Genomic DNA, 26884 nt, shown 5'->3' on the forward strand with positions numbered 1-26884 from the left:
CAACGGTCATTCAATTCAAGCAGTGGTAAATCCGGATTCAGTTGCCCACGCGCCGGCCAAACAGTGGCGTGCAGTCACTGAAACTAAAAAGATAGTCGGTGCGGGCTAGACGGAGGAGGGTGACGCCCCCTGTTGAAAGAGGGCGTCACCAATTCCTCAATGGAATGGGAAGATGTAGTTCATCCAGGCAGCCATGCGCAGCAAAATTTTGCGCATCACCGCGACATGGTGAAAGTGCGTGCTGTAAAGCGCCGCCTGCCCATAGGCACCGCCAGGTACTTGTTTGCTGTATTGAGCATAGTCGGGGTCGGTTATTTCGATAATGACCGGTACCCGGCCTGCTGGCGGTGAGCCGGTAAAGCTGACCAGCGTTCCAGAGGGTTGTACTTGTCCTTCTGCAATGACGGAGATAACACTCTGAACCCGCCCCTCGAACACTTTGCCGGGAATGCCGTCGAAGGCTACTTCCGCTTCATCGCCGACTGACAAGCGCAACAGGCTGTTCTGACGCATCCATGCTGAAAAGTAATGCCCTTCTTCCGGGATGAATATCATTGAAGGGCGCAAGGGGAGCTTGGTGGCCATCATGCCCGTGCGCAAGGAAACATGGGTCACGAAGCCTTTGCTGGGGGCCCGAACGACAGTGTTGTCCAGTTCATACTGCGCAATAGACAGCTGTGCGTCTAAATCGTCGGAGCGAGCAACAACGATGTCCAGTTCACGTTGAGTGGCGAAGTTACGCTTGATCAACTCAGTGATTCGAGCACGATCAGCTTTTGCCGCGAGCAACTGTGCTTTGATGGACTTGACCCGGTATTCGAACGGGGCGGGGTCGATTCGAAACAGCACATCACCTTTTTCCAGAGGTTCATTACCTTTGACGGGTACCTCGATCACCTGGCCAGTGACTACCGGAATCACTGGAACCGAAACGAAGTACGAGCGCGCCACCTCGGAGTAGGGGTGGTTGTAGTTCATCGTGAAAATCAATGCGCCAACCAGCAGGATCCCGCCAAGCACTGCGGTAGGGACCGTCCATTTGTTCAGCGGTATGCGGAAAATCTTGAAAATGGCCACGCAGATGGCCGCATAGGTCAAAACGAGCAATAGATCCATGGCTTAGATTCCCTCACCGCGATTGTCCGACGCCGGGATGTGCCCCGCAGTACGTGTCGCCGCTTCCAGTTGCTCAATCCGATTGTTCAGGGCAGCAACCTGTTCCTCCAGACGAACGACATGGACCTGCGTCGACTTGCCATCACCAAATCCCCAGCCCCGATCGTCCCGGTACGCCATCGCCCAGATCCACAGAAATGGCCAAAGGGCATGCAGGGTGAACAGGCTGACCCAACCGGTTGCATGGATCGCATCCTGGTGCGGGTGATTTCGGTGCACGGCGATTTCGTAAGGAATGTCGTGCAGTGCGATGACCCCGTAAAACAGGACAAACCCGACAAAAAACAACAGGCCTAATGCGAAATAATCAAGCATGACGGACGCCTCCGGGCACGAGCAATGTATTGGGCTCAGTGTAGTCACGGATTTTATGAGTGCGGGCAGTCCTGAAAGCTGAAAGTAAATAAAGAAGCGCTGCGTGCACCGGCACGTATTGTTTGGCGCGCGGTTGGATGGACTTGTCGATGCGCCGCAATGCATCTGCGACGGCACGCACACGCACACGCACACGCACCGTAAAAGGAATCAGTTCAAAAAAAACCATAACAACTCCGGCAATTCAATTGTCCGCGAATGCAGGCTTGCCTTGGCACATGGCCAATGACAGAGCCTGCAGGCGAGCTATTGAAAGGATCTTCTTAATTGTTGCGGTGTTCTAGGTCGTTTTATGCGACCGATAGTAATTGTCATTTACTGGCATCCAGCACGACGCGGTAACGCGCCTTGCCACTGCGCAGATGGTCGATGGCCTCGTTGACCTGGCTCATCGCAAACACCTCGACCTGCGGCAGGATCTGATGACGCGCGCAGAATTCCAGCATGGTCGCGGTGTTGCTGGGCGAACCGACCGGCGAGCCAGACAGGCTCTTTTGCCTGGGAATCAGGTCGAACACATGCACTGGAATGGCGCTGGGCACTATGCCCACAAAATGCAGGCGACCTTTACCCCGCAAGGTGGCGAGCATGGCCGCCCAATCGAGGTCTGCGCTGGCACTGACCAGGAGAAAATCCAGGGTCCCGGCAATGGATTTCAGGGCATTACTGTCGGTAGAGGCAATGACGTTGTGCGCACCAAGGCGCTTGGCTTCATCCTGCTTGCTCAGCGATGAGGTAAAAGCCGTGACCTCGCAGCCCCAGGCATTAAGAAAGCGCAATGCCAGGTGACCAAGGCCCCCGATCCCGACCACACCGACCCGGTCAGTGGGCTTGACGCCAAACTCCACCAGCGGGTTGAACACCGTCGAGCCGGCGCAGAACAATGGACCGGCCTTGGCCGGGTCGAGCGCGTCCGGAATCGGCAGAGCCCAGGCCCAGTGTGACCGCAGGCGGTCGGCGAAGCCTCCGTTGCTGCCGATGATGGTCGGTTTGGCCGTGTTGCAGAGCTGGTGAGAGCCTTCGATACACGAAGAACAATGCATGCAACTGCCCTTGAACCAGCCAATGCCCACCCGTTGTCCCATTTCGAGGCCGCGTACCTGTGGGCCCATGCGAACAATACGGCCGACCACCTCGTGACCGGGGATAAACGGGTAGTGGCTGATACCCCATTCGTTGTCGATCATCGACTGGTCGGAATGGCAGACGCCGCAATACTCCACGGCGACTTCTACCTCATCGCTTCCCAGTGGGCCGGGATCATAGCTATAGCGTTCCAGTGGAGCGCCTGCTGTCGTTGCGGCCCAGCCGGTGAATGTCGTGAGTTCGGTGCTGTCGCTCATGGGATACCTCCAAATCAGGAGGCCGCTCGGGAGGCGCGGCGTCGACAGGCAAGTGTAGCGGGTCGTTTGGCGTTGTCCCGGTTAGCGATGGGTGGGGCAGACGCGTGGGGCAGGGGGCTGCAACCGGGTGTCTACACCGCTATCGGCCCGGCTTATCCCTGTTTGGTAGAGAAAAAAGCAGGCATCTGGAGCCCGTAGTAAATGACGAGAAACCTGAACCCTGAGGTGAATATCAAGGCGATCCAGCCGGCGATTTGAATCGTGGGGAATGTATCGCGCAGCAAGACGTACAGGATGCACCCCAGCAGGATTGGCGTGGCGTATATCTCGCGTGACATTAACAACGAAGCCCTGCCAGCCAGCACATCACGGGCGATGCCGCCGCCAATGCTGGTCAGCAAGCCCATCATTACTGCCAAAGGTGCCGCGAGCTGCAAAGACAGCACTTTTTCAGTGGCAACTATTGCGAACAGCGCGGCCGCAAAACCATCGAGATACAGCAGCAGCTGATAGCGTTTATGCAATCTATTGGTGAGAAAAAAAGCCACCAGTGAGGTAACCAATGCGACCCAGATGTAGTTGAAGTCTGCAAACCAGAAAATCGGTTGATCGAGCAACAGGTCGCGAAGGGTGCCACCACCAATAGCGGTGATGATCCCCAAAACCACGGCTCCGAACAGATCGACACCGACTCTTTGGATAGCCAGCAACCCGGTAATGGCGAACACGGCGGTGCCCAACATTTGCTGAAAATAAAGCATCCGTTACTCCGTTCTCAGGTTGCCCATCAGGTGAGCTATGGCGATAGTCTAGTGGGTTTGCGCATTTTCGAGCCTGGATAAGCGCCACGACTGAAACCGGGATGACAGAGATTTTCTGTTAGCTCAACCAAAGAGCTATTTAGTCGAGTTATGTAGCTAACGTACGCGATTATGTTGTTATCTATCGAAATGTAGTGAGGAGAGTTACCAGCATGACTCGAAAATCACCCCGCATCAATGAGGTCATCACGGCGCTCGATCTGGAGCCTCATGTAGAAGGAGGCTACTACCGCAGAACCTATCAATCCGATGATCAGAGTCTCGTCACAACAACCGGTGGCCAGCGTTACCGGATGACGTCCATTTATTACCTGTTAACGAGAGATTCCCCGGTTGGCCATTTCCACCTGAACCAGTCCGACATTGTTCATTACTACCATCTGGGCGATGCCATTGAGTACACGCTCATTTTTCCGGACGGCACTCTGACAACCGTCACGATGGGCAGCGATGTCATCGCGGGAGAATGTTTGCAATTGACTGTACCGGGCGGCGTTTGGAAAGCTTCGCGGCTTACGGACGGATTGGCGGGATTTGGTCTGATCAGCGAAGCGGTGTCGCCAGGGTTTGATTTTGCGGATATGGAAATGGGTGATCGGCAAAAGCTCAGCGAACAGTTTGCCGAGCATTCGATGTTGATAGAAAGGCTCACGCACGGATGAATGGCTGGAGGTGAATTGGCGCTGCAAAATCTGTGGGCAACGAGGCTAATCCTGAAATACGTTGTTACGTGTAATGTATATTATGTTAAATCGTAGATTATGTCCGTATCCCTAGCGTCCGCTTTCCCCTCGGTTGTCAGTGTCGCTAATTAATCGGAAAGGCCTACCGTCACCTATGTTATTGAAATTGTTAATAAAAATATTTTTTCGCATGAAGCACAGCCTACGTTGTCGTTTATTAGCCGGAACCAACGGCTGAAAATGGTGAGATTCACAACGCTGTCAACGTAACTCCGATCAGTTCCGGTCGATTTTTCCGGTTGATTAATGGTTTTTTCCGGTTATCTAGATGCTCATATATGAACACCAATTTCTCTCTAGCCCTTACGTGGAGGGCTTTGCAGCCAATTTCATAGGGTGAAATATTCGTTAAAAAAATGACGATGGTTTGGGCGTTTTTTCCGGTTAATTACTGCACGCCCCTCAATAAACAGCTTTAAATGAGGATGCATTGAGAGCTGGTATTTACGGTCCGACGCCCAATGCTGGATTATGGCTCTGCTTTTACACAGGAGCCTACTGTAAACGTTGAAACAAAAGCGGAGTTCTGTCGCATCACCGGAAACGCTCCCTCTTCAACGTGTTGCTCCCGACAGCTCATCTGATACCAGAGATGCGGGCTGGCCACTGTCGGTATCAAAACGGAACGTTTAGAGGCTCGGCCGACGAAATCCCTCGTTTTTTCCCGTTCTGAAATGTCGAAACTAAAACGGAAAAATATTCCGACTCCAATCTCTGTCACACCTAACCCACTAAAATTCCTACTTTTCTTAAAAGCGCATTTTCTGCGTCTGGGCGTCTCTGTCGGAGCCAAAACGGAAAAATATTGCGCCTCGCGATGCGTTCGTCCTCCCGGATTGCCAAATCTGCTGACTTAGCTACATTGGTGCCGGTGCATCGTTCCAAACGGCCCCCCTTCAAGGACGTAAAGGTGTTCCCGAGATCAATCCTCACAAACCGTGGTGAAACCGCACATCGTGCCGAAGCCGATGAGCGCTCCACATCCCAAGCGACCCTGATCTTGGGGTACCTGGCCTTGTTCCCAGCCGAAACAGGCGCAGTCGAAACCTACGAGCATTTTTGCCGCTATGCCGATAGCCTTCCTTCCTCTATACGCAGTAAATCTCGCATCGTGGTTTTCCTAGAAAAATTCGTCCTCTGGGCGATTTGCATCGCAAGGAAGCCACTGAGCGAATTTTCCGCACCGGATCTAAGGGCATTCAGCGCCTTCTGCGCGCGGCCACCGGTGGCTTGGATTGGCGGCCGGAATGAAAGGTTTGTCATCGATAAAGGTACCGAACGCCATAACGAGGACTGGAAGCCATTCTTACAGTCGATAGCAGATCCGGCACGTGGATACGTGACTAACCGATTCTTCAAGTATTTAAGCTCGGACTTGGGTGTACAGCCCAGGCTATCGAGCTCCGAGTTTTATAAAGCACCGCGAGCGCCGTTCAGTGGCCAGGATGACTCCCAAGCCCAACAGTACCTTCAATACCTCGCAAACCTGACGCCAGCCAGCAAGGTTTCTGAGCGTAGTTTGTTCGTGTTTTCGGTCTGCTATCACCTTCGCCTCAGCTTTAAAGAGTGGCGCTCAGAGCGCAGTCACTTTTCAATGGCGTGCTTTTCATCGATGGGTTCTAGCGATCCGCACTTCACCATGCGAGGTGATATGCGAGACTACAACATCGCGATACCCCAGGCCCTCATAGACTCGATAATCAGATACAGGAATGGTCTGGGCTTGAGCTCCATACCTTCCTTGGACGATGGCGATCCAATACTCACGGAAGCCTTACTCGACAAACTAATGTGGAGACTGCCCAAAATGCCGGGAGTGGGACGCTCTCCTAGCGAACTACTTGATCGAGCAGTGGGTTTTCGTATCAGTCAGCTTGATACACCTGCACCTGCACCTGCCCCCGCTCCCTCCGGAAGCGAAAGCTCGCGCCAGTACCGATTGAGTTGGGAGCGTAAGCAGGTTTCGAAATCACGTAGGGCCGTCCATCACCAAGATTCTGCGGATCTGGACACGGGTTATCATACTCAGGAGCGCCCGCCTCCATTATTTGGTATGCAACAAAGAGAAGTGCTCCTTTTTTCAACGACTCAGGGGCAAGCGTATGTATCAAGGTGTTTTCCAGCTAATTGCTGCAAGATAGCACTGGAATCTTTAGAGATACTTCGGGCATACCGATCATGTAGTGCGGATCGGTTAAAACTGATAGCGCTTGAGAAACTGCTACTGTGGTCAGTGTGTGTCAAACACAAAAGCTTCTACTCGTTGACCCCGCTTGATGCTCGGGAGTTTTACGAGTTTTGTCTCGCACCGCCTTCGAGCTGGACTGGTAACTATCCGCAGACAAGGCTGGGCGTCGGAGATCCGGGCGTACTGCCAAATCCGGATTGGACTCCGTTCCGAATCTCTGGCGGCGATAAAGAAAGTGGTATTCGGGCAGGCCGAATCATGGACTGGTGCTATAACGTTTATAATTCGTTATTGGTGATTGAATCGGTCAAGCTTAATATTTTTTCTGGTCTGATGGACTAGGTCTGCAGGATAGCTAAAAGAGTCGTGCAAGACGTCCATCGGTAGTGGATGACCGGATAAGTCCCCTCCTCGACCCCTGCCATCACGCTGATAGAACGCACTCAGGCGCTCATCGCATTCAGCGAGCGCGCCCTCCTCGCCGGCGGCCGAGTAGGTTTCGTGATGAAGAACAGCGCTCTGTGGCAATCTCGACTTCACCTTTGCCGGCCGTTTATTCGGTCGGTTACCAAGCGCATAGCCCGAAAACTGGATAGGCCTGGGGAGCAATTCCAGCTCTTTGGCATGCCCTCGATGTCGCTGCGGATTACACCGATGTACACACTACCGAGGCCGAGCGATTCAAGTGCTACCACGGCATTCTGGGCGGCCAGGGCTGCGGCAATCGTCTCCATCAACAGGCTTTCCAGGTAAGGAAGGCAATTCTTGAAACCGTGGAGAGGTCAGCAAGCCACACGACGAACAGCGGCGCGTGGCGAATGCAGGCCTGATTACCTGCAAGGGCCGATAACCGATTCTTGCGCTCGCCAGCCTGAACAGCCCACGACACCCAAAACTTGCAGATTCGAGGAGGTAGAAGCCGACTGCGCGGATGCGACGAGCGTCTCGATCGTGCCTTCAGGCAGCGGCTGGTCAGTGAAGGCGCGAACACTTCGATGGTCGAGTAATTGATCGAGGGTGTCGTTCTATCGCTTGAGCGGCGTGATATCTGACGCGCAGCAGCTGGCCACCAGTTTCGGCCGCGCGGTTGCTTCACGTGATATCTCTAGAGAAGATCGAGACTACCAAATCATGCCCCGCGCGACACACCTACCCTGGGCAGTTCCATGTCAGCTTGGCAGGGGCCAGGTAACCCGGCTTTAGAGTTGTCTGCTCATCTAACCCAGGAGCGCTGAAAAGCCTGAGTACAGTGGCGCGCGGGCGCTGGAGATCCCCGTCCTTGTCGCGGGTGTAGCAAATACTATAGGTCGGGATCGCTATCGTTTCCCTCTGCCGGAGTCTTGGGTGAAGTAATACTTACGTAAACAATAGTCCCGCTTAATTGATCAGTTATGACCGTCAAGTATGGCTGGGATCCAGAGTTCTGGTCAGCAGGCACGATGTCGATAGGTGAGTGATCAATTACCATTGAATAAAGTTTCATATGTTTTTCTCCAAGGATCTACTTCGCTTGCCGTGAGCTGACAGATAATTTGGGAGTTTGTCGCTCTTGAGTGTAGATCTAAACTTGGCTTCTGTATCAGCTACACCCTTGCTCCCATATTGCCCCCACTCCGCCCTCCTACATTGGCTGCCTTCAAAAATGGCTGAAGCGCAGCATGCAGACGATGGTACTCCTCAAACTCTGAAGACACCTTCTGATTGACCAACGCCAAATTCTCTCCATTTGCGTACGTTTCAAGAGTGGTCAGATCGACCTGGCGATCGTGACAAAATCGCTCCAGCAGAATCCAGAACGGTTCCTTGTGATCGATGTGTAAATTCTTTCGATCTGTGATGATCGCCCCTTTCACCGAGCACATCACCGGAATTCCGAGCGCGTCACGAAACGCGATCAATTGAGAGCGCACAACAAACCTCAATGCCTCACACACCTTGCCATGTGGCGATTGGACGACACCGGTAATGCAGCGTTTATAGGAGAAGCCTTCTTCACTGCCATCGGTGCGAACGAGTTTGATCCCCCTACCCGCTCCCAAAACACTTCTCACGATCTTGAAGTGGTCAATGCCGACACCAATTTTTCTGTTCGCCTCAGAATGCATTGCTATGAGTAGGTGCATTTTTTTGACTGCGAGCTTGTTGGTGATTACGCCTGTTGGTGCGCTATGCAGGTAGTCTTTGAGTCGATCCAGCAGCTCTTTTTTGGATTTGTACTCAAACGGCCCCAACCAGAACATTCAGAAGTCTCCCTACCTCATCGGTAAATCCGAGTCGCAATCACAGACGCTGCGGGCAGCCCCCGTCAGAGGAGTCGCAATAAACCTCAGGTCGTTGCCTTACACCACTGCCTGATCAGCCTCAGTCGCGATCACATCCTCTGTTGTAACATTGTTGGTAATGCCGAAAGGAACGTGTACAGACGGAGCAACCGCGCTGGTCGATTTAAGATGCCCGGATTGGTCATCGAAGAAAATGTGCGGTTTCAACACGGCCAGAATTTTGCCTTTCTCGATGCCACCCAGAAAGAAAGCGTCGTTGGCCATGACGCCCCAACTCTTGAGGGTATTCATCGCACGCTCATGAGACGGCGCATTTCGCGCCGTGACGATCGAAACGCGAATACGGTTTTCGTACTTCGGGTTTTGCTTTTTATGCCTCTCCTCGACCGATTGGATCTTGGAAATCCGCACCATGAACTCCTTCAACGGCCCAGGGTTATGCGGCTCCATGACGTTCTTCACTTCATGGGCATGAAACACTGACAGGCCAGAGGCCTGCATGATCGTTTCGGATTCATCGCCGGCTAGTACGCCGTCAAAGTCGAATGCGATACGCAGGGTTTTGTCAGCGTCGTCGTCTTCGAACTTTGAGTCGAGCACCTGCCCTGCGGGATAACCCGCCTTAATAGCAGCCTCCACGTCTTTTTTGTCACCAGACAAAAACAGAGCGATATTCAGTGCCGGTATGTACTCGTAAGGGGATTTTCCTTGCATGAAAATCGCCCTAGTCATCCCAAGCCCGTAGTGCTCGATTGTCTTCAGTACGCGCAGCCCGGTGTCAGGATCATTTCGCGAAAGAAGAATGACCTCTACTAGCGGATCCTCTGGATCAACGCTCAAGTCATTCACCGACAGCAAACGCTTAATGAAGGGAAAAGCTATCCCTTTTGGAAGGGGGATGTGAAGGTTTTCTTGCTGAAATTTGCGGTACTCCTCCTCTCCTTGACTCTGAAACACGGCATCCGATGCCACCAAGTCGAAAACGGCGCTGGAAGCCACGCCTATTACCAAACGGTTTTCCAGGTCATAGGGCATTCTTATCACTCAACTAAAAAACAGGTTTATCAGGGTTAAGTCAATCTGTGTCATTCAAGCAGCCTATCGCTAACGCGCAGGATTCAAGTATTTACTTTTATATATAACATTTGATGCTTGTCAAGCGAAAGTATCTTGCAAAGTAAAAATCTACCCTGTTAGTTTGTTCATACAACAATAAAAAAGGAGTTGTGCAATGGAGTCTTATTCCATTCACGTTGAACATTCAGAAAATATCAAAATGGCTTTTGTGGTTTTTAATGACTTAGGTGAGGTTCCGCAGTCAGTGCGCGAGTGTAAATTCCAAACGATCGGATGGATATTATGTGTGTTCGACAAAATGCGAGCGCTCGTAGATGAGTGGGACGAAATTATCCATGAAAGCAACGTTTCCGATGCGTTGATAAATCTGGCGTCATTGGACTGGAAGACTGCCTGTGCTCTTGTGCGAGCTGAAACTTGGCGGGAGCGTTTCAACCTTATTTGGCCGCTATTGGGCTATCAAGACCAAGCACTTGCACTCGGTTATGACTATGACGACGAGGAAAATAAAAATTATTGGCCTGGTTTCGATTCGTTCAACATGATGTTTCGCGACTTCGTGAAGAAATTACCCCTTCGAAATCGCAGGCGTGCGAGCACTGAACATGTAGGCGAATAGAAGGAGGTACTGATGTTGACGGCAACGCCCTTGAGAGCGGAGATAACCTGTCAGGCGCCCTGAAGCCAAAGTCTGCGGCGAAATTGATGATGAAGAGGGTTTTGGCAAATCCTAAAAACTTGGATTCGAATTCTGCCGGATGGTGCTCTTGTGAAAAGGTGTTGCCTCTTGTCTCTTGGTTTTCCTCGGAACTCTGCATCCGGGCCTTGCTGTTTCGGGATCAGAGGTCTCAGCCGCGCTTTGGTGCTTTAGGGTCAGAGATCTAAGTCGCTCTTTCACCCGTGGTCGATTGAAGAAAATGAAAACAAAACGCCCCGCACAAGACGGGGCGATTAAAACCACGCAGGATTACGATTGAGAAAGAACAGAACCTGCCAAGCTCAAGACGGTTTCACTGTGACCCTCCTCACTCAGGATCTGACCAGCGAGTTCCTGCATACGCTCACCAGTTTGTTTATCAGGAGATGCTTGAGAGAGCGCCGAACCAGCTAGCTCAAGAGCCGCCTCGGAAGCTGTAGGCTCGCGCAGAACGGCGGAGGCCAGGGAAGCAATAGACGAGCTTGTTTGTTTAGCGTTGATGCTCATGGTCATACCTTTATATTTGAGATTAATGGCCTGACCAAATACGCGCATCGAACCGCGTGTCACATTAATTTGACGCGACAGCACGCAGTTCGATGTAATGCGCGCACTGAAGTCAGGTTGTTCAACCGTTTGGCTTCGAGAGCGAGTGGTAACAGTATGTTTGGCGACGTTGCGTGATCACTCGCTGAATTTTACCTACCCTAATGGGGAACGGTGCCAAGCCCCATATATAGGGGTAAATCGCTCGACGGACACAAGATGAGCGATTTTTTACTACTAATCAAGTCATGCCTTCATGATCTTCCTGCGCATATCCTGTTGGGGGGGCCAAGCGGCAAACCGTCAGGCTTCCAGATCACATTGAAGGATTTGAGCTTTTTACAAGAAATGCCAGCATTGGGATTCACCTGACTAAAATGTCCTAACCGAGCAGGCGGGATTGAAGACTTAATTTTTTGATTAGGTCACTCGCGCAGCAGGCAACTAAATTTGCATTTCCCTTCAAGACAGAACATTCAAATCATCACAGGGTCGATGTGATTCAGCACCGCACCTTGGAAACTTAAACCTGGCTTGCTACTTTCACTTCTGTTTGGCGCAAAAAAACATTCAGCCTTGCAACCATAAAAGCCCCTCAAGCTCTTCAGCGACATCATGAACTTCGATCGCAGCGAGTGAGTCAGGAGCAATATCCAAAACGGTATCAAAATAACCAAACGAATCATCGAAAGATCGGCCTTCGTCATACTGATCGATATGGTATTCATGTTCAGAAGAGAATTTTGAACGCAAAAATGGTACTTCCAACCCCTTCAGTCTTTTATAGTTTTTCACGGCAAACTCTGAACGCCACACCAGCAATCCCAACATCTCTTCTAGCTCTGGAGTTTCTTTATCGGTTAGACCGCACAGCTTAGGTATAGGGGTGAAATTTGTCAGCAAGACATGCACGCCCCCTAACGACCCGTTATTCAACTCTCTAATTTTGTTGCAGTATCTTTTTGAGCTCGCGCAAGAAAAAGGACAGGCAGCATCGACTAACAAAGCGATTATGTCGGAATTTATCAGAGTCTGAGGAAGACTATGATTAATATCCAGAAAAACAAGATCATAGTTTTTCTTCAGATTATCAAACTCGATATCAGAAACTTCCTTGCGAGCCAGCCTTTCAATATCATCGCTGAAAACCGAGCGATATTGGTCTTGCTGATTTTTTTCCACCACCGCTCTGATTGATTGCGTTTCACCTTGATACATGACGATATCAGCCTCATCGTAGAAGTCGACTGAACCTGCGACTTTACCAGAAGCCTTCATGTGTGCCTTTTCGCTCTCGCTGGAGCTACGGAATACTGGATCATTGGTGACGACAGCTACCTTAAAGCCCTTTGATGCAAATGCTGCAGCCACAACAACCGTAATCGGCGTTTTCCCCACACCTCCCTTATATGCCGTAACACTGATAACTTTCGCGCAGGGCCAAAATATTTTGTGAGCCCGGAAAAACTTACCAAGGACTTCAGGTTTTATTTTTATCCTAGATTCTGAATCACTCGACGCCTCATATCCCTGCCAAGTTCGATAGTCTCGTCCCACTGAATCTGCTGCATCTTTGATCGATAAACCTCTCGACAATCTCAGTGCCTTTAATTCTTCTGGCTTAATCACATCACTCATTGCTTTGCCCCTCTAGATTTCTACCAAGCCTATACTTGCAATGGCCATGCGAACAGATGAAGCGCCCTCCTATTGACAAAAACCATCTAGGCATTCGCCTTAAGGTCAAGCAGCGCAAACGAGCCTAACGAAGAATTGGGTGAGAAGGAATGCGTAGATAATTCCGGACATTTATCGGGTACGACCCATCATCCGGCTATTTTTCCGAAGGAGAGTTCCGGTTGAGTTCAAAACTGAAATCTGCGGGGCGGCCATTGTGGAGTGCACGATTTCTCAATGTCAGTGAGAAAATCCTACTCGTGTCGGCTCGACACCGACTAGGAGCTGGTGGATTGTAAGAGCACCGATTAACTCTGATCACGATGGCAGTAAGGGCTAACGTTATAGCAACTTAGAAGTGAGTCGCATGCTGGCAGCCATTCATTTTTACAAACACTGGCAAGATGATGTGCTTTCGAGCAGCAAATTACGATGCGCTAAGCTATCGCTCGGTAGCGCCGCTAAACGACTTCGTGAAAATGCTTTGGGCTCAAGTTAAGAGAGGTTTGCGATGGCCTGAAAAATTTTAAAGCGGACTCTGTCGCAGCTAGAGGCCGACAGCTGCCATCCAACTGCAGCGATCGTAGACGCTGTAGAGATCAACGTCGCAGCAGCGAAGAAGAACATGTGGGGATTTTGGCGCTCACACCGTTCTTCCTGCGCGCCTCTGTCCGCATAATAAAATGGGTCGATTGAAGCGCCCAACCACCTACTTTCAGAGAAATCCCCATTGCTTGGAGTGATTACACTTCGCCCCTAAACGACGCCAACGCCAGCGAGCACGTCGCTCACAGCGGGTTCCTGATGAACCACCCATCAACATGTATATATCTAAAGGAGATTGGAATGACAGAAGAAGCTCAAGGCAAAAGCAAGGTCGATGCCGGTCAAGCTTTCTCCATTGGCTTGATAGAAAAGGCCTGGGAGTTCAAATGGGGTATCCAGTTGATCTACATCGCCCTGTATGCCGATGCGGTGCTAGCTTGGATTCTTCACAAGAATTTGCTGTCGGTTACGACGGGCAGCACACAAATATGGGAATCGATAGGCGCCCTCCTCTTGGCAGTGGCAGGATTCGGCCTCACCGTGTCGTTCGTCATCCCACTGTTTTATGAGCTTCTGAGGAAATTTATATTCGAATTTTCGCCTGATTTCCTTTTGAGCGCTTTTAGCGAACCCGACGCCGGGCCCAGCCAAGTATCAATCGGCTATTTGCACACGGAAGCATTACGCACAAGCGATGACTTCTTGATGGCGATCTATCGTGAAAAGAAGGCCCTCTGGATCCGCAGACTGAACGATCAACGACAAGCTTCGACTCTCATCATCGGATTGCTGCTGTTGACCACAACGAATATTTTGACAGGCTATGTGTCTGGCACTGAGACGCTGATCCTGTGGCTCACCAAGGGATATCAAGAGCCATTTTACCTGTGTTTAGCCCTCATTTCTGTCCCCCTTCTGACCTTCACGATTCTTAAACCCTTGCCATCGGACTATGTCTTTCATCCGCAACTACGCAGAAAACAGGATCAAGAGCGAAAGGAACTGTATAGCTCCGATGGGATTACGCGATTGGGATAGCAGGAAGCCCTCAGCCAGCGATTCAGATGAGGAAAGCAGATTGGTAAAGACGGAAAGCCAGAGGATTTTATCGGTGATATAGGAGCGGGTGATCAGATTTTTTATGGGCTTCTGCTCCGTCGATGGAGTGACCGCCAATAAAAGCAGTGCTGATAAGCATGGTTGGGACGTCTTCGTCGAGGTCGAACAGGAAACCGGCACGCTTACCCTGATTACACTTCATAAGCCCATCATTGGAGGCAAAGTCCAAGTAAAGTCCACGCGTACCACGTCGCTGAAAGTGGATGTCACCCTGTCCAACCTGCGCAAGAGGCCACCAGTCCGCTTCCCGCCTTCTAAGCCCTGATGGGCTTTCCGCAACGGCCACATCCTCACAGGGCATTCATACGCCGATGAATCTCTGATCCGTGAAATCCCGGAGAGGGTTAACACCCACAGCATCGCCGGTAAAGCTGAACAGCTACAGGAGCCTAACCGAATTTGCCGACGTGGTGCTCTCTGATGGTATTCATTGATGGACTCCAAGCTTCCCCCAAATCCGCCATAAAATCCGCAATCACACTCCCCCCCCTCGCCGGCATCCTCTTAATTCCGCACGGAGCCATCATCGACTGGCAGCATTTGAAATGTTGACCTATGGTCATTCTTTTAAATCATAAAAATGACCAAGGATCATTCATGATGAATGCGGTGTTGCTCAAGCGAGCCATGAAATATCTCGATCTCAGCGGCGTTGCGTTAGCCGAGAAGGTCAGCGGGCTTCGGGAAGACGGCAAACGAACGGCCCCCGAAACGATCAGTCGTTGGCTCAGTGGAACGAGGCCGGTTGACCCTTTCTTGATGGGATGGCTCGCCGAGCTGGTGCGCTCAAAGCTGATGACTCAGGATGATGTCAGGGTGCGGCTCCCCAGCGAAGGGCTAGTCATTGCGGTGAGCAATTTGAAAGGCGGAGTAGGCAAGACCACAGTGTCAAGGAACCTCGCCGTCATCGCGAAATCCCTACGCTTGAAAAGCACTTACATCTATGCGGATTACCCTCTATCTGTTCGAGCCGGTAGAACGACCAAAAATCGACTGGAAGCACTCCGCATTAATTGCCCTGAACTCAGTCTGGATGAGATTTTGGCCTACAAGCCAGTTGCTGGCGAAATAGTAATCGTGGACGTGAGCAACGGCGTCGCTCGTGATTCATTCTTTACCCCGGAAAAATCTGAAGACCGGCTTCAGGTGAATCCTACAGGTTTTCTGGGACAGTTCCGGCCCGCGATCTACGTAGTACCTGGCGAGTTCAGCAGCAGCATGGATAACTGGTCTCTCAAGGCTTTCATCGACAGCAATGTATTCCATGCCCCGGTGCAGCTTCTGCACCGCCCATCCTTCATGAGCATGGATTTCGCCAGTACGGCGCGCGCTGATGGCTTTGACGTAACCTCAGACATGTTCTGCCCCTTCTTCATCCCCCAATCTGTATCTGCAAGTGCTGTACTTCCCCAAGACGCCCTTAGCGATTGGCAAAACCTTGATCAGAAGCACCACCACTACAAGCTGTTTGAGCACCTGCTCGAATTGCTGGGTGGCGGGGTCATGGACAGCTTCGATGTCATGCAGAGTGTAAAAACCGCCCCATTGAGCAAGCTGCTCGATCTGGCAGAAGGTGTTTACTGACGGCAGACGTCTCGGTAGTTAGCCCCATGACGGTATGCGTCCAAGCAAAATATCGCCCAATAAAAACCATAGGAACCGTGGTTTCCACCGGTATATGGGTAGACCATCTATCTTGCTCTGGCAATCTTGAGGGTGACTTGGTCGAACGGTAGCAGTCTTCGGCAGACGCTTGTGCGTAGGTGGCGCGGTGATTGACACCAGACGAAATGACAGGCTGGGAGGTTGAAAGAGTGCAACCTACAAGCTCGGTAAAGGTCTGTCGCTCAGTCTCACTAGCTCGTTTAACCTCAAAAACCACGACGGTCTTCGAATCGAATTGAAACAGAGAATGCCGGGGCGCAGCACCTCACCAGTAGTGAGGGAGATACTGGAGTTTATTGAAATGATCACCAGCAATCCTAGGCGGCCCTGCACGTGCCCAGCAGCCTCCGCCGAGGCACGTCGATAGATGTAATCGATGCCGAAGGATGGAATGAAAAAATCCTGCCCAATTGCATCCGTGATGGATGTGATGATTTCCTGGCCTTGAATATTTTCGAGCAACTGGTCACGACCTGATGCTCCATCAGAAAAAAAGAGCCTCAGGTATAACCTAAGGCCCTTATTCAGAAGATGTTGGAGTCTAACTGGACGCTGTGCTCGATCTGGAGTTAACGATCCATGGCCAATGAATCAGGGTCGGGCTTCAAACGTCCCTGCTTGACCTTCACATGGCCACCGCCCAATAGCCTACCCGACTCGTCTCTATAAGCGGTCGCGCCTTGGAATCGAGTCGATTTAGGGCTATCAATGACCCAACAAACAGAGCCATCAGCAGTTCTGTGCTGCTCTGGCTTCATAACCTCAGCCCCCTTGTATGAGCCATTGATGACCCACTGAGGCCGACTCTCGCGTTCTTGTCTGTCAGCGAGTTCTTGGCTTTCTCGCCGGATCTTATCGGCTAAGGAGTAGAACGTTACCTCAAGCCTTCTACGTTCATCCCCCCCAATATCCGATTCAAGCACATCGCCTAAGCGACGGAGCTCAAGCCCATCACTGATCATGTCTCGAACCCGACTTTTACCAAAATTCTCTGACACAACTCCTTTGAGTTGTTCACCGATGCGAGCGAGTTCCGCATCGGAGACCTCTTTGATAACCCCGTCCGAAAAACTTATTTTCAAAGCCATGTGTTTGCCCCCTGGGCGTATTGCGCCAGATCCATGCTTTCAGTATAGCCCTCTACCAATGCCGTAATGAAAGTACAAAATTCACGATAGTGCTGATTGAAATTAGGAGAAGCGCGATTGAACGCAACATTGCTATCTATCGTGATGACAATGGGGCGCGCCTTCTGCTCAGGTTTCGTCGCGCCAGTCACTGGTAAACAAAGCAACCAGGTTTTTGCAGACCATGCTCGCGGTGAGACAGGGAAGCGTGGAGCCGTGCCGCTGCCAAAGTCATCCACGATAACCGCGCCATCTGCCCACGCCGCTCCTGCATGACTATCCTTTAGTAACACAGTTAGCTCCCCATCAGGATCAGCCTTACGATAGCCAGCCGTGAATGCCGTAGAAAGCGTCTTCATCGAGTTCCCCCGCTGAACACTAATACCAATGCGGATTCGATCTTTCCCAGGATTGGGGTAGTACAAATGATTTCTGAAAGCGTCGAGAATAGCTTGGAGCTCTTTATGCAGCTCACTGACAGCCTGCTGCAACACCACCGGGCCACGAAGAGCTACGGAAAGCTCTTTCGTGACCCTCGCTTGAGCTGCAGCCACCTCTGCGTAAACTGAAGTCGCCGGCATGTCGAAATCCAGCAAGGTCGCATTGGTTTCCAGCGCAACGGTAAGAATTTTGTTTGGCGTGCGAGTATGTACCTCGCTCGAACCATTGACCACAGTGCCCGTAAGCGCTGCGAACCAGAATTTGTTATTGACCGGCGCAGGCGGCGACAGACTCAAAGCGATCGTCGGAACACCAGGATGCAGCAACCGTTCCTCATCCAGCGCCCACGCGGGAAGATTCGAAACAAGCCCACCATCAAGAAATTTGCCCTTCATCTTCAAGTCAGCAAACGGTGTTCTACGAGTAAAAATTAGTCTCTTGGGCTTGAAGATGATCGGAAGACATATAGACGCTGCCACGGCATCCGCAACCGCCACATCAGGCGTGCGCTCAGCACAAAATAGCTCCAAACTCTCCGTAGCGGTGTTGGTGGCAATGATTTTGAGTGGCGGACATCCAACTAGATCCATGTCTGCAAAGGTAATGTTGCAGTCTTTATTGATTCCGGCGAGCTTAAGCCGATCCGACAGCTTTTTTGCAATCACCCGATCGATTATCTTGCGGACATTTCTAACCGACGTGATGCCCCATAACCCCCACACGAAAAGAAAAACCAGCCCGAGCAAAAGCCAAGGTGCGGCGAACTTTAGACTTTGCCAGATGATTGCCGGAAGAGCTCGTAGGGCTTTTGGTTCGTAAAGCGTCATCCAACCTAATGCACCAGCAGACACCACGAATATTAAAATCCACCAGCAGTACAACGCCCACCTGTTCGAAAACGGAGATAAAATCCGATTGGGCACACCAGGAATAGTTTTGAGAATTCTGAGGACGAACCATCCTAGTGGAGTGAAAAGCTGGGTAGGCTTGCTGTAGGGCAAACTCCCCTCCTCTGTTCCAAAGGGCGGACGCAGAAACAGGTGCTTCTGAGCCTTCGGATCTGCGAGTTCCTTTCCTGTGTACCCTGCTGCCACTAGCGCTGCTGCAATGGAGCCTGCAGATGTGCCAGCGATCCCCTTAATACTCAGCATCTCTTCTTCGATTGCGATGAGCCCACCTGCATGGGCAACACCTTTGGCGCCGCCACCCTGCATAACCAGAAAAATTTCCTTGATGCTGTGTTGCACTTCGTTTTTATCAACCATTTTGAACGAGATTACCTTTTGCTAACGCATTTTAAGGTGCGCGTACATGGGATTGCTGCGTACGCGAAAAATGGCTGTATGGTTAGCCAGGGAGCTGTCTTTTTGAGATCAAACAGCCATCATTCTATCGACAGTCAGCACAGCGCTCCAGAAAAACCAGAAAATATTGGATCCCACCTCTAAAACGCTTCCGTTACCCTGTCAAATTTCGACCAAGTTCAAAGGAGCTATTCTGCCGACAGATAACTTGACTCAGTTGCTGGACACATTGCGCGCATGGGCGTTATTGAATGGTGTGTTGCTCGTAAATGTTCACGTTGGGCTTCAGAATGGATGTCATGGCAACCTGCGCCTACAGCTAGTAGCGAGTGAGCTTATGACCTGGGACTGCGCTTGAATGCGACCAGTGCCTCAAGCGCCTGCGCGACACTCAGTCCCTCTCGCTTTTTATTGATAACAAAGTCCGCGTCGAAGGTAGCAGGATCACTCTCCGTAAAGTCTGGACAACCTGCTTCGGCATGCTTTCTTGCGTTATCAACCACCGATTGAAGCCCCTCACGCTCCCAGTGACACCGCCTTTTTGCGACTCAACAGGGTTACTCCAGTCAGCGGTTAGGTGCAGATCATAGATCAGGCCGGCGGCAGCGTTATTTCCTACAATGGCAGACCGAAAGCAGGGTGATCTGCTTGCCCCACCAGCGTGGGGGTAAAGTGACTACAAAACTTCTATCCGATCCAGACATCAGTGATTGAAAGCAAGACTCTCAGCCAAATCGACCACCTGTTTTCGATCATCTTTTTTCAGGCAGTGAAAACACTGGAGCAGATGAGCCGTCTCGTCATCCTCACAATAAAAGTAGGCTAGCGGTAGGTTGAGGATGCCGCGATCTGCTGCAACGCTTTACGAGCGCAGGCCGGTAACCTGAGGCAAATCGACTGACCGAGGTGATTCGCTGGGTTCACCCGCCGCCGGTGAGCAATGCCTCGGCGAACAGACTTGTCAGATCCGGCGGGTAAATATCCTCGTCACACCTCGACAGTTCGGTTTGCGACCACCACCTCACCTCACACACGACCCTGCGCTCCTGATCACTCCATGCGGCAGAGGAGCACTTCTCGGCGCCGGCATGCACCACGTAGTAGTTCTCGACCGCGAGCACAGACTCCCCATCGGGCATTTGCCATAAGAACTCTCTGCGTGCGATGCATGGGCCAACGGATTGGACACCAACACCGGTCTCTTCCCGGAGCTCGCGCACTGCCGCCTCCTCAAAAGACTCATCGCGTCTGAGTTGTCCGCCAGGTGTCGCCCAGTAGCTCATCCCTGCCAAAGCGCCGGTCTTGTAATTGATCTTGAAAAGTAGCAATCGATGAGCCGGGCTGATCAACAATATGCGAGCGGCTAAACGGCGTCGCGGCATGAATCCCCCGATGGATGAGCACTAACCAATGACCTTCAAGACCTCACTGCCCTGCATCCGCCGAACCTCCACTACATACTCAGCAATGTTGGGGACGGCGTAATCAACAACCAGCTCGACCACGGGTTTGATCGGTTTGCCTGAACGCTTCGCAGGATAATCTGGAATTCTACGGAAGCTATCTATACCGCGACGATGCGGCATAGGCCAGGTATTGCCCGAGTTCATATGGCACAGCCAAATGGCTTCGGCATACGCCGGAATGAAAGTCGCCGAATCCAGCGTCAGAACATCGTGTTCGAGCCTGCGGTAATCGCGAGCGCCGAGCAGACGATGCAGCCTTTGTTCCTCGGCCCAAAAGAAGACCTTGTGGTTGATCAACTCATACCACTGCCGTGGTGTTGTGCCATCCGTGAGGGCTTGTATCAATCTGCCCTCAGGCATGGGCTTCTGATCACGAAGCACAATGTTGGAAGGGTGCCCTGCCCTCACGTCCATTTTCTGATTGCGGTGCTCGCTCTCGAACCGGGCGCGGTCGCCCCCTTCGATGGCGAGATGATCAAGGACTGCCGTGGCGCTCATCAGCCCATGGGTACGAATACTGTCCCAAGCTCCGCGCTCAGCCATATGGTAAACCCGAGGGTAAAGCTCGATCAGCTTATTAAGATCCATCTGTTATCTCCTGCCAGAGCGCGCCGTCCAGTTGCGCCGATCGATCAGCGAACGTAAATCGCTGGGATCCGGGTCTCTGGTAAAGCGAGTGTTGATCAGCGAGACAGGCGCTTGAGACACTCGCTCAAGCTCCTCCACGAATTTGATCGTGTCAGAATCAAGCTGCTCGAACCGACGAGCATTACGATTCGTCGACTTGAGGTAATCCGCAAAAGTCAGAACTATGTCGGTCGGGGCATTCAGCGCGCAGGCTTTGCGAAACTGATCCCATTCAAACCAACCAACTTTACGGTCACGGTGAGTGGTGGAGGTTTTCTCGGCAGCATTCAAAGCGTCCGCTTCGAGATCTGCAAACTTTGCAATCTCATCGAAAGTCGTCGGATGCTTGAGCAGCCCGGAAGTATGTCCCTGATCCCCATCCGGATCGCCAACGCGGATAGGCATAGGTCGAATCACCATAAGGATCTTGCGGATCCTGCTGGGTGATATCCCCGCTTCAGCGAGGCATCCTGCAACATTCGTGTCCCTGGACGTCACATGGGGATAGTCACCGTGGAAAATACTCAGCCCGCTCCCCTGGGTTCCTTCAAGAAGAATGGAGTTACCGTTGCGGTAGGCTTCCTCCAGTCTGTCTGATGTGCATCCGTGATATTTTCCTGGAATCCCCACGTAAGGGCGAAGCTCATCAACATCCCGCGCGAGCCTTATCGCTTTACCTCTGCTCATAATACGCCGCGCAGCCGCTGCCCCACTTCCGCTTCCAGTAGAGGCGATGGTTGACACCAGATGCCCCTCCTTCTCCGTCTCGATGTCTTCATCTTCAATAATGGTGGCTTGAGGATCGATGAACAACCGGTCTTCGCCGATACCGCAGGCTTCAATCTCCTTCAAAAGTCCCGGCAACCTGATAGTCATGCCTGGGCCAAGGAGTAGCCGTGCAGTCACTTCACGCGACCCTGAGGGAAGATGATGATAGGTAAACGTACCGACGGCACTCGCCACGGTGTGTCCAGCGTTGGGGCCACCGACGCGAACCATGACATCGTACTCACGAGCTAGGTAAGCGACGATATTGCCTTTGCCCTCGCTTCCGTACTGCCCGCCAATCAGAACATCCACGCATCGAATTTCAGGCGGTGTGAAGAGGTGCAAGCGAGCGGCGACCCGCACCAATGTGTCTTCGGAATCTGAGCGTTCGGTGTAGATGCGAACGTCTGCATCCTGCTTGAGCGCTTCGATCTCAACCGGATCCTTGAGCTGATTCACGTCCTCATAGGCTGGAGGGCTTGTTTGCCCTTCAACACGCTTCGCGTAACGCCCCTGAAGCGTGGGATCGCTGGCATAGAGGTGCACATGTACCAGGTTGGCACCGAAAGCCTGTCGAAACTGCAGCACCTGTGCCAGCGTATCCAAGTGATCGACGACTAATGGTCGGTCATCGTTCTCACTCGCGCACATCGCCTGAGTTTTCAGAAGCATCCACTGCTCGTGCGCTGCCGTATCCAAATCACGTCGCCGATCAAGAATGTCCGGCTGATCCATTCGAAGGCGCCACTCGGCATCTTCAATGGCTCGACGATCACAAACCACGGCGAAGCCAAACTGCTTTTCCAACAAACTGGCTAATCCACTCTTGCCGCTACAGGTCTTGCCACTGATCACTACAATCTGCCGAGTTTCCATGCGCTACTTCTCCCAGATGCCCATTATCTGATCCGCAATTTCCGATGAGGTGTGCTGTTGAGTGTCTAGAACTTTGTCCGCAAAATTTGCAAGCGAACGAGCACTCTGCTCGTTAGGGTGCAGTACGCTCACCCGATACTCTTCGAGAAGACTTGTGCCCCGCGCAGCGTATCTCTGCTCCAGAACAGACTCTGGCGCGACGATGTGCACGTGCCTCACCACATCCCCGAAACGGAGCTTCAACAACTCCACTTGCCGTGGTTTTCGGACTGCATCCAGGAGCCAGTTATCAACATCTGGCCGGGCTTCGATGGCCGGACTTGCGACAGACTCTATGAGCCAAGAAAAGTCAGTTGCCCTGTCGAGAGAGTCACCGAGTTCTTGCAGGCTATGACGATCAAGTGGCTCATTCCGGGAAGCCAACTGAGCCCGCAGAAAGGAGCCACTACTGATCGGAACAAACCCATGGTGTTCTTGTAGCGAGACAGAAACTGACGTCTTGCCACTGGCCATCGGGCCGCTCAAAAGAAGTAGTCGCTTCACGTGATGACAATCCCTGTCTTGCGAATTCAATTTCACGCTAAAGCGTAGCTGGCCCGGCTACGTTGATATGTTTTTTTTCACTCAGAGCAGGAGCAGCCCATGCGGAGGATTCACGCTTCAGGAAAACAATCCTTTATCAGCCCTGATTCAGCGTTTTCATCGCTAACAATGAGATCAAATCTCAGCGATCGCATCCTGCATCACTTCAACTTCAGAATCGCTAAAGTTGCTGGAGTCGGAATGTAGCGGACAAGAGCACACGACTCCCCAAGTCCATCGGTATTTCAATGGTGCCTAGGCTTAAGGGGATTCTGGTTGCGGTTAATGCGAGAGAAACCTGGCTGATTACGATTTAGCGTAACTCAAGTCGCGCATATAGCCTATGTGAGTGATCGATATCCAAGAAACTTATGGCCGCAACACAGTGCCTAGAAGCTACTCATCAAATAATTTCTGATCGTGAACATCAGTTCCGCAGAGCAAGACTTTCAACCAAATCGACCACCTGCCTTCGCTCACCTTTTTTCAAGCAATGAAAACACTGCAGCAGATGCGCCGTCTCATCGTCCTCGCAGTAAAAATACGGCACCGGCAGATTCATGACTGCAGCGATCTGCTTCACGATGCTTTCCCCAGGCTGGTGAACGCCCTTTTCGTACTGAGACATCCGCGCTGACGCCGTGGCCGGCTCAATGCCCGCCTCGATCCCCAAACGCTCCTGTGAAAAGCCCCTAAGCTTGCGCGCCTCTTTCAAACGCTTGCCGAACGTACCCATTTTCTCATCGCCGAAAGGCTAAGAGATTCTTAGATTTGCTTTGACCGCATACTAAGTATTCCTTAGTATTTGGAAGAAATATCCTTTTGCCATCACTCAGCGACGCAAGGACAGGAACTCAAGATGAAGGAAATGCAGATCGTAGACGGCCGGCTCGATGAGAAATCGCGCGGCTTCGGCGGCGACATGGTGAGCTACCATTTCTGGAAAATCGACGGCAAAAAACTCGAACCGATCGAAATCCCAGATGTGCTGGACGCTCACGTCAAGGCGGGTGATCGCGTTCGAGTGACAGCACAGCTGGGTAAGGATAAGGTCTACAGAATCTGGGCAATGCAAGTGGCAGGAGAGCCTGTTCGCTCGGTGGTTACTATTCCCTTCATTGGCGTATCCCTAGGGAGGCTCGGCATCTTTCCTTTAACGGTCGCCATATTTACGATTTTTGTTGCCTACGGTTTCTGGACAAACAGCGCCAACCACCGAAGCTTTCACGGTTCGTCCTACCAGCTAGCCTGGATCGCGCTGAATTTGTTCCTCAGCTATCGCTATATGTTTAAGCCAATATTGGTCATCACGCGCGGCATCAAGGCGTTCCGTGAATATTGCGCCAAGACCCCTGCTTCCGCCTCTACCGCCAAATGAGATGAACGAGTCGCAATAGAGTGCCAGGAGCAAAAGTGAACAACGTCGAGCAGATTCAACACCAAGCCGAGCTTGTCTTTGGCAACAAAGAAAAAGCCGATCATTGGCTGAGCCAGCCGACAGCACAAACAGGTGAATGCTCTCGGTTGCAACTGGCTCACAGTCAATTGGGATATGGAGTTGTGAAAGCAGAACTCGATAGGCTCAGTCATGGGTTCGCCAGTTAATGCACTCCTTCGTCGAGGATCGACATGATCACGTTTGATCTCAACACAAACGACGCCGAGGCTTTGCTTCGGCATGCGCAAACATTCGAACCGGATTCGGGCGATGCTCGTGAAGATCGGCGACTGCGCGAGGCACTGTTCGATCTGAGAGACGCCCTTTTATCGCATCTACAGAAGCGGACACACGAGACAAACCATTCCTGATTCAAACAGAGCCACTCAAGCGATACTTGGCGTCTCAATGAATCGGTCAGCCGACTCCATGTAGGTCGCCAGGTCGATTATTTGTCGAAGGAAAACGACGACCTCAAGTTTCTGTTCGTCGTCGGGCAGCCCTACCCGTTTTAGCATTGCTTTCGCGTCCTCCTCGATCGCGGCTAGCGCATCAATATCGCTCTGCAACCTCATGTCGGCCTCCTGCCAGTGTGAGATCAGAGATACAACCTCACTTCTTCATACCACGCCAGCCGGCGCATGCGCGGCTCCGCTCGGCAGTGACACAGAGCGGCGTCGCCTCTTCTGTTCGTCGAGGCTATGCCTACCTAGATTTCAAAGGTGCTCTGGTCATCAGGCTGGAGAGATCCTCCCCCTCCACCTAAACGCTCACTTCGTCACTGTTGCCCAAGCGACGATTCGATTCGGATGACCTGCTTGGGAGAGAGCGTTGCCAATGCGGATCCGGTTCAGGTTGAACCTCTGTTGCTTAGGTGGACTCCCAAACCTAAATCCAGGAGAAACGTATGACCCAGACAGCTTTGGTCGTGGGCGCCAGCGGCATCGTCGGCAGCGCCATCACTCAGTTACTCATCGACAACAAGTGGCAGGTCGCCGCGCTATCGAGGCATCCGGCGCAAGTGCAAGGCGTAATACCTGTCGCGGCAGACCTCCAAGATCCTGCTTCGCTGGAACAGGCGCTGGCGGATTTGAAACCCACTCACGTGTTCATTACCACATGGTCACGGCGAGCAACGGAGGCCGAGAACATTCGCGTTAATGCCGCCATGGTACGTAATGTGCTCGCGGCTATTCGCCCGGCCAAGAGCGTTGAGCATGTAGCGTTGGTCACTGGCCTGAAACACTACCTCGGCCCGTTCGAAGCGTACGGAAAAGGCAGCCTTCCGCAAACACCGTTCCGCGAAGAGCAGGGTCGCCTGGATGTCGAGAATTTCTATTATGCCCAAGAGGATGAGCTCTTCGCCGCTGCTGAAAAAGACGGCTTCACCTGGAGTGTTCATCGTCCGCATACCGTCACCGGGGTAGCCGTAGGCAACGCGATGAACATGGCAACCACCCTCGCCGTCTATGCCTCGATTTGCAAACAAACCAATCGCCCTTTTGTGTTTCCAGGATCAAGAGTGCAGTGGGACAGCCTTACCGATATGACGGATGCCCGGCAGTTGGCGAAACAACAACTGTGGGCGGCCACCACGCCGGCTGCAGCTAACCAGGCATTCAACGTCACCAATGGCGATGTATTTCGTTGGAAATGGATGTGGAGCCGAATTGCCGAATACTTCGACTTACCTGCCGCCGATTATCCCGCTTCACTCTCCCCTCTTGAGAAGCAGATGGCTGACGACCAAACCGTGTGGAGGCAAATGGTTGCGGAACACGGTTTGAAAGAGTCGGATATCGGGCGCTTGATATCCCCATGGCACACCGATGCTGATCTCGGTCGACCAATCGAAGTGGTGACGGATATGTCGAAAAGTCGCACCATGGGCTTCACTGCCTACCAGGCGAGCGATCAGGCATTTTTCGACGTGTTCGACAAACTACGCGAAATGCGCTTGATACCCTAGGTCGTTTCAGAACAGGTTTTCTCAGAAGATT

Annotated in this window: 26 protein-coding genes; 8 read left to right on the forward strand and 18 right to left on the reverse strand. The window is 52.0% G+C overall.

Going from position 1 to position 26884, the window contains the following annotated elements:
• Positions 1–156: 156 nt before the first annotated feature.
• The 5 genes from C7534_RS02360 to C7534_RS02375 all read right to left on the reverse strand — a co-directional run bounded on the left by C7534_RS02360 (position 157) and on the right by C7534_RS02375 (position 3655).
• On the reverse strand, positions 157–1116 hold the full coding sequence (locus C7534_RS02360) for an HlyD family secretion protein (RefSeq protein WP_109784837.1): 960 nt from the start codon (positions 1114–1116) through the stop codon (positions 157–159).
• Positions 1117–1119: 3 nt separating this feature from the next.
• Positions 1120–1491: a DUF3302 domain-containing protein gene (locus C7534_RS02365; RefSeq protein WP_109784838.1), complete on the reverse strand. Its 372-nt coding sequence runs from the start codon at positions 1489–1491 to the stop codon at positions 1120–1122.
• Positions 1484–1720: a hypothetical protein gene (locus C7534_RS32245; protein ID WP_146206145.1), complete on the reverse strand. Its 237-nt coding sequence runs from the start codon at positions 1718–1720 to the stop codon at positions 1484–1486. The genes C7534_RS02365 and C7534_RS32245 overlap by 8 nt, the downstream gene beginning before the upstream one ends.
• A gap of 142 nt (positions 1721–1862) precedes the next feature.
• Positions 1863–2894 carry an NADPH-dependent aldehyde reductase Ahr gene (gene ahr, locus C7534_RS02370; RefSeq protein ID WP_109784839.1) on the reverse strand — a complete coding sequence of 344 codons (1032 nt, stop codon included), beginning with the start codon at positions 2892–2894 and terminating at the stop codon, positions 1863–1865.
• A gap of 152 nt (positions 2895–3046) precedes the next feature.
• Positions 3047–3655, reverse strand: a complete 609-nt coding sequence (locus tag C7534_RS02375) for a trimeric intracellular cation channel family protein (protein ID WP_109784840.1) — start codon at positions 3653–3655, stop codon at positions 3047–3049.
• A 212-nt stretch (positions 3656–3867) separates the two neighbouring features.
• Between C7534_RS02375 and C7534_RS02380 the strand changes: the two genes are divergently transcribed.
• Positions 3868–4377, forward strand: a complete 510-nt coding sequence (locus tag C7534_RS02380) for a cupin domain-containing protein (protein WP_109784841.1) — start codon at positions 3868–3870, stop codon at positions 4375–4377.
• Between the two features lie 898 nt (positions 4378–5275).
• Positions 5276–6988: a hypothetical protein gene (locus tag C7534_RS32250; RefSeq protein WP_218278068.1), complete on the forward strand. Its 1713-nt coding sequence runs from the start codon at positions 5276–5278 to the stop codon at positions 6986–6988.
• 488 nt (positions 6989–7476) lie between these two features.
• Here the strand turns inward: C7534_RS32250 and C7534_RS32775 are convergent, their stop codons facing one another.
• From C7534_RS32775 to C7534_RS02400, 3 genes are all read right to left on the reverse strand, one after another.
• Positions 7477–7611 (reverse strand): hypothetical protein, encoded by a 135-nt coding sequence (locus tag C7534_RS32775; RefSeq protein ID WP_335739947.1) that lies wholly within the window; start codon positions 7609–7611, stop codon positions 7477–7479.
• Positions 7612–8229: 618 nt separating this feature from the next.
• Positions 8230–8886, reverse strand: a complete 657-nt coding sequence (locus C7534_RS02395; RefSeq protein WP_109784843.1) for a DUF3223 domain-containing protein — start codon at positions 8884–8886, stop codon at positions 8230–8232.
• Between the two features lie 99 nt (positions 8887–8985).
• Positions 8986–9963, reverse strand: a complete 978-nt coding sequence (locus tag C7534_RS02400) for a 5'-nucleotidase (RefSeq protein ID WP_109784844.1) — start codon at positions 9961–9963, stop codon at positions 8986–8988.
• 196 nt (positions 9964–10159) lie between these two features.
• Here C7534_RS02400 and C7534_RS02405 point away from each other — a divergent pair, with 196 nt between their 5' ends.
• On the forward strand, positions 10160–10624 hold the full coding sequence (locus C7534_RS02405) for a hypothetical protein (RefSeq protein WP_109784845.1): 465 nt from the start codon (positions 10160–10162) through the stop codon (positions 10622–10624).
• Positions 10625–10972: 348 nt separating this feature from the next.
• Here the strand turns inward: C7534_RS02405 and C7534_RS02410 are convergent, their stop codons facing one another.
• Both C7534_RS02410 and C7534_RS02415 read right to left on the reverse strand, forming a co-directional pair.
• A complete protein-coding gene (locus tag C7534_RS02410) occupies positions 10973–11293 on the reverse strand; it encodes a hypothetical protein (RefSeq protein WP_256594721.1) in 321 nt (106 codons plus the stop codon).
• 525 nt (positions 11294–11818) lie between these two features.
• Positions 11819–12886, reverse strand: a complete 1068-nt coding sequence (locus C7534_RS02415; RefSeq protein WP_109784846.1) for an AAA family ATPase — start codon at positions 12884–12886, stop codon at positions 11819–11821.
• An 885-nt stretch (positions 12887–13771) separates the two neighbouring features.
• Here C7534_RS02415 and C7534_RS02420 point away from each other — a divergent pair.
• Together C7534_RS02420 and C7534_RS02430 are read left to right on the forward strand one after the other, a co-directional pair.
• A complete protein-coding gene (locus tag C7534_RS02420; RefSeq protein WP_109784847.1) occupies positions 13772–14509 on the forward strand; it encodes a hypothetical protein in 738 nt (245 codons plus the stop codon).
• A gap of 678 nt (positions 14510–15187) precedes the next feature.
• Positions 15188–16174: an AAA family ATPase gene (locus C7534_RS02430; RefSeq protein ID WP_109784849.1), complete on the forward strand. Its 987-nt coding sequence runs from the start codon at positions 15188–15190 to the stop codon at positions 16172–16174.
• A 650-nt stretch (positions 16175–16824) separates the two neighbouring features.
• Here C7534_RS02430 and C7534_RS02440 read toward each other — a convergent pair.
• The 7 genes from C7534_RS02440 to C7534_RS02470 all read right to left on the reverse strand — a co-directional run bounded on the left by C7534_RS02440 (position 16825) and on the right by C7534_RS02470 (position 24182).
• Positions 16825–17343 carry a hypothetical protein gene (locus tag C7534_RS02440; RefSeq protein ID WP_109784850.1) on the reverse strand — a complete coding sequence of 173 codons (519 nt, stop codon included), beginning with the start codon at positions 17341–17343 and terminating at the stop codon, positions 16825–16827.
• Positions 17334–19088, reverse strand: coding sequence for a patatin-like phospholipase family protein (locus tag C7534_RS02445; RefSeq protein ID WP_109784851.1), 1755 nt, complete (start codon positions 19086–19088; stop codon positions 17334–17336). The genes C7534_RS02440 and C7534_RS02445 overlap by 10 nt, the downstream gene beginning before the upstream one ends.
• A 959-nt stretch (positions 19089–20047) precedes the next feature.
• Positions 20048–20509 carry an NUDIX hydrolase gene (locus C7534_RS02450; RefSeq protein WP_109784852.1) on the reverse strand — a complete coding sequence of 154 codons (462 nt, stop codon included), beginning with the start codon at positions 20507–20509 and terminating at the stop codon, positions 20048–20050.
• Positions 20510–20530: 21 nt separating this feature from the next.
• Entirely contained in the window at positions 20531–21181 is a 651-nt protein-coding gene (locus C7534_RS02455; protein WP_109784853.1) for a DUF7002 family protein, read from the reverse strand.
• A 3-nt stretch (positions 21182–21184) separates the two neighbouring features.
• Positions 21185–22864: an adenylosuccinate synthetase gene (locus tag C7534_RS02460; RefSeq protein ID WP_109784854.1), complete on the reverse strand. Its 1680-nt coding sequence runs from the start codon at positions 22862–22864 to the stop codon at positions 21185–21187.
• Between the two features lie 3 nt (positions 22865–22867).
• Entirely contained in the window at positions 22868–23443 is a 576-nt protein-coding gene (locus C7534_RS02465; RefSeq protein WP_335739946.1) for an AAA family ATPase, read from the reverse strand.
• Between the two features lie 430 nt (positions 23444–23873).
• Entirely contained in the window at positions 23874–24182 is a 309-nt protein-coding gene (locus C7534_RS02470) for a helix-turn-helix domain-containing protein (protein ID WP_109784856.1), read from the reverse strand.
• A gap of 123 nt (positions 24183–24305) precedes the next feature.
• On the opposite strand from C7534_RS02470, the gene C7534_RS02475 reads away from it, so the two are divergent.
• A complete protein-coding gene (locus tag C7534_RS02475; RefSeq protein ID WP_109784857.1) occupies positions 24306–24824 on the forward strand; it encodes a hypothetical protein in 519 nt (172 codons plus the stop codon).
• 35 nt (positions 24825–24859) lie between these two features.
• Complete coding sequence (locus C7534_RS02480) at positions 24860–25051, forward strand: antitoxin Xre/MbcA/ParS toxin-binding domain-containing protein (RefSeq protein ID WP_109784858.1); 192 nt, start codon at positions 24860–24862, stop codon at positions 25049–25051.
• Positions 25052–25270: 219 nt separating this feature from the next.
• On the opposite strand, the gene C7534_RS02490 is transcribed toward C7534_RS02480, so the two are convergent.
• On the reverse strand, positions 25271–25459 hold the full coding sequence (locus C7534_RS02490; RefSeq protein ID WP_109784860.1) for a hypothetical protein: 189 nt from the start codon (positions 25457–25459) through the stop codon (positions 25271–25273).
• Between the two features lie 332 nt (positions 25460–25791).
• Here C7534_RS02490 and C7534_RS02495 point away from each other — a divergent pair, with 332 nt between their 5' ends.
• Complete coding sequence (locus tag C7534_RS02495; RefSeq protein ID WP_109784861.1) at positions 25792–26853, forward strand: SDR family oxidoreductase; 1062 nt, start codon at positions 25792–25794, stop codon at positions 26851–26853.
• Positions 26854–26884 lie beyond the last annotated feature (31 nt).

It is taken from the genome of Pseudomonas sp. OV226 (assembly GCF_003148705.1).
Lineage (GTDB): Bacteria > Pseudomonadota > Gammaproteobacteria > Pseudomonadales > Pseudomonadaceae > Aquipseudomonas.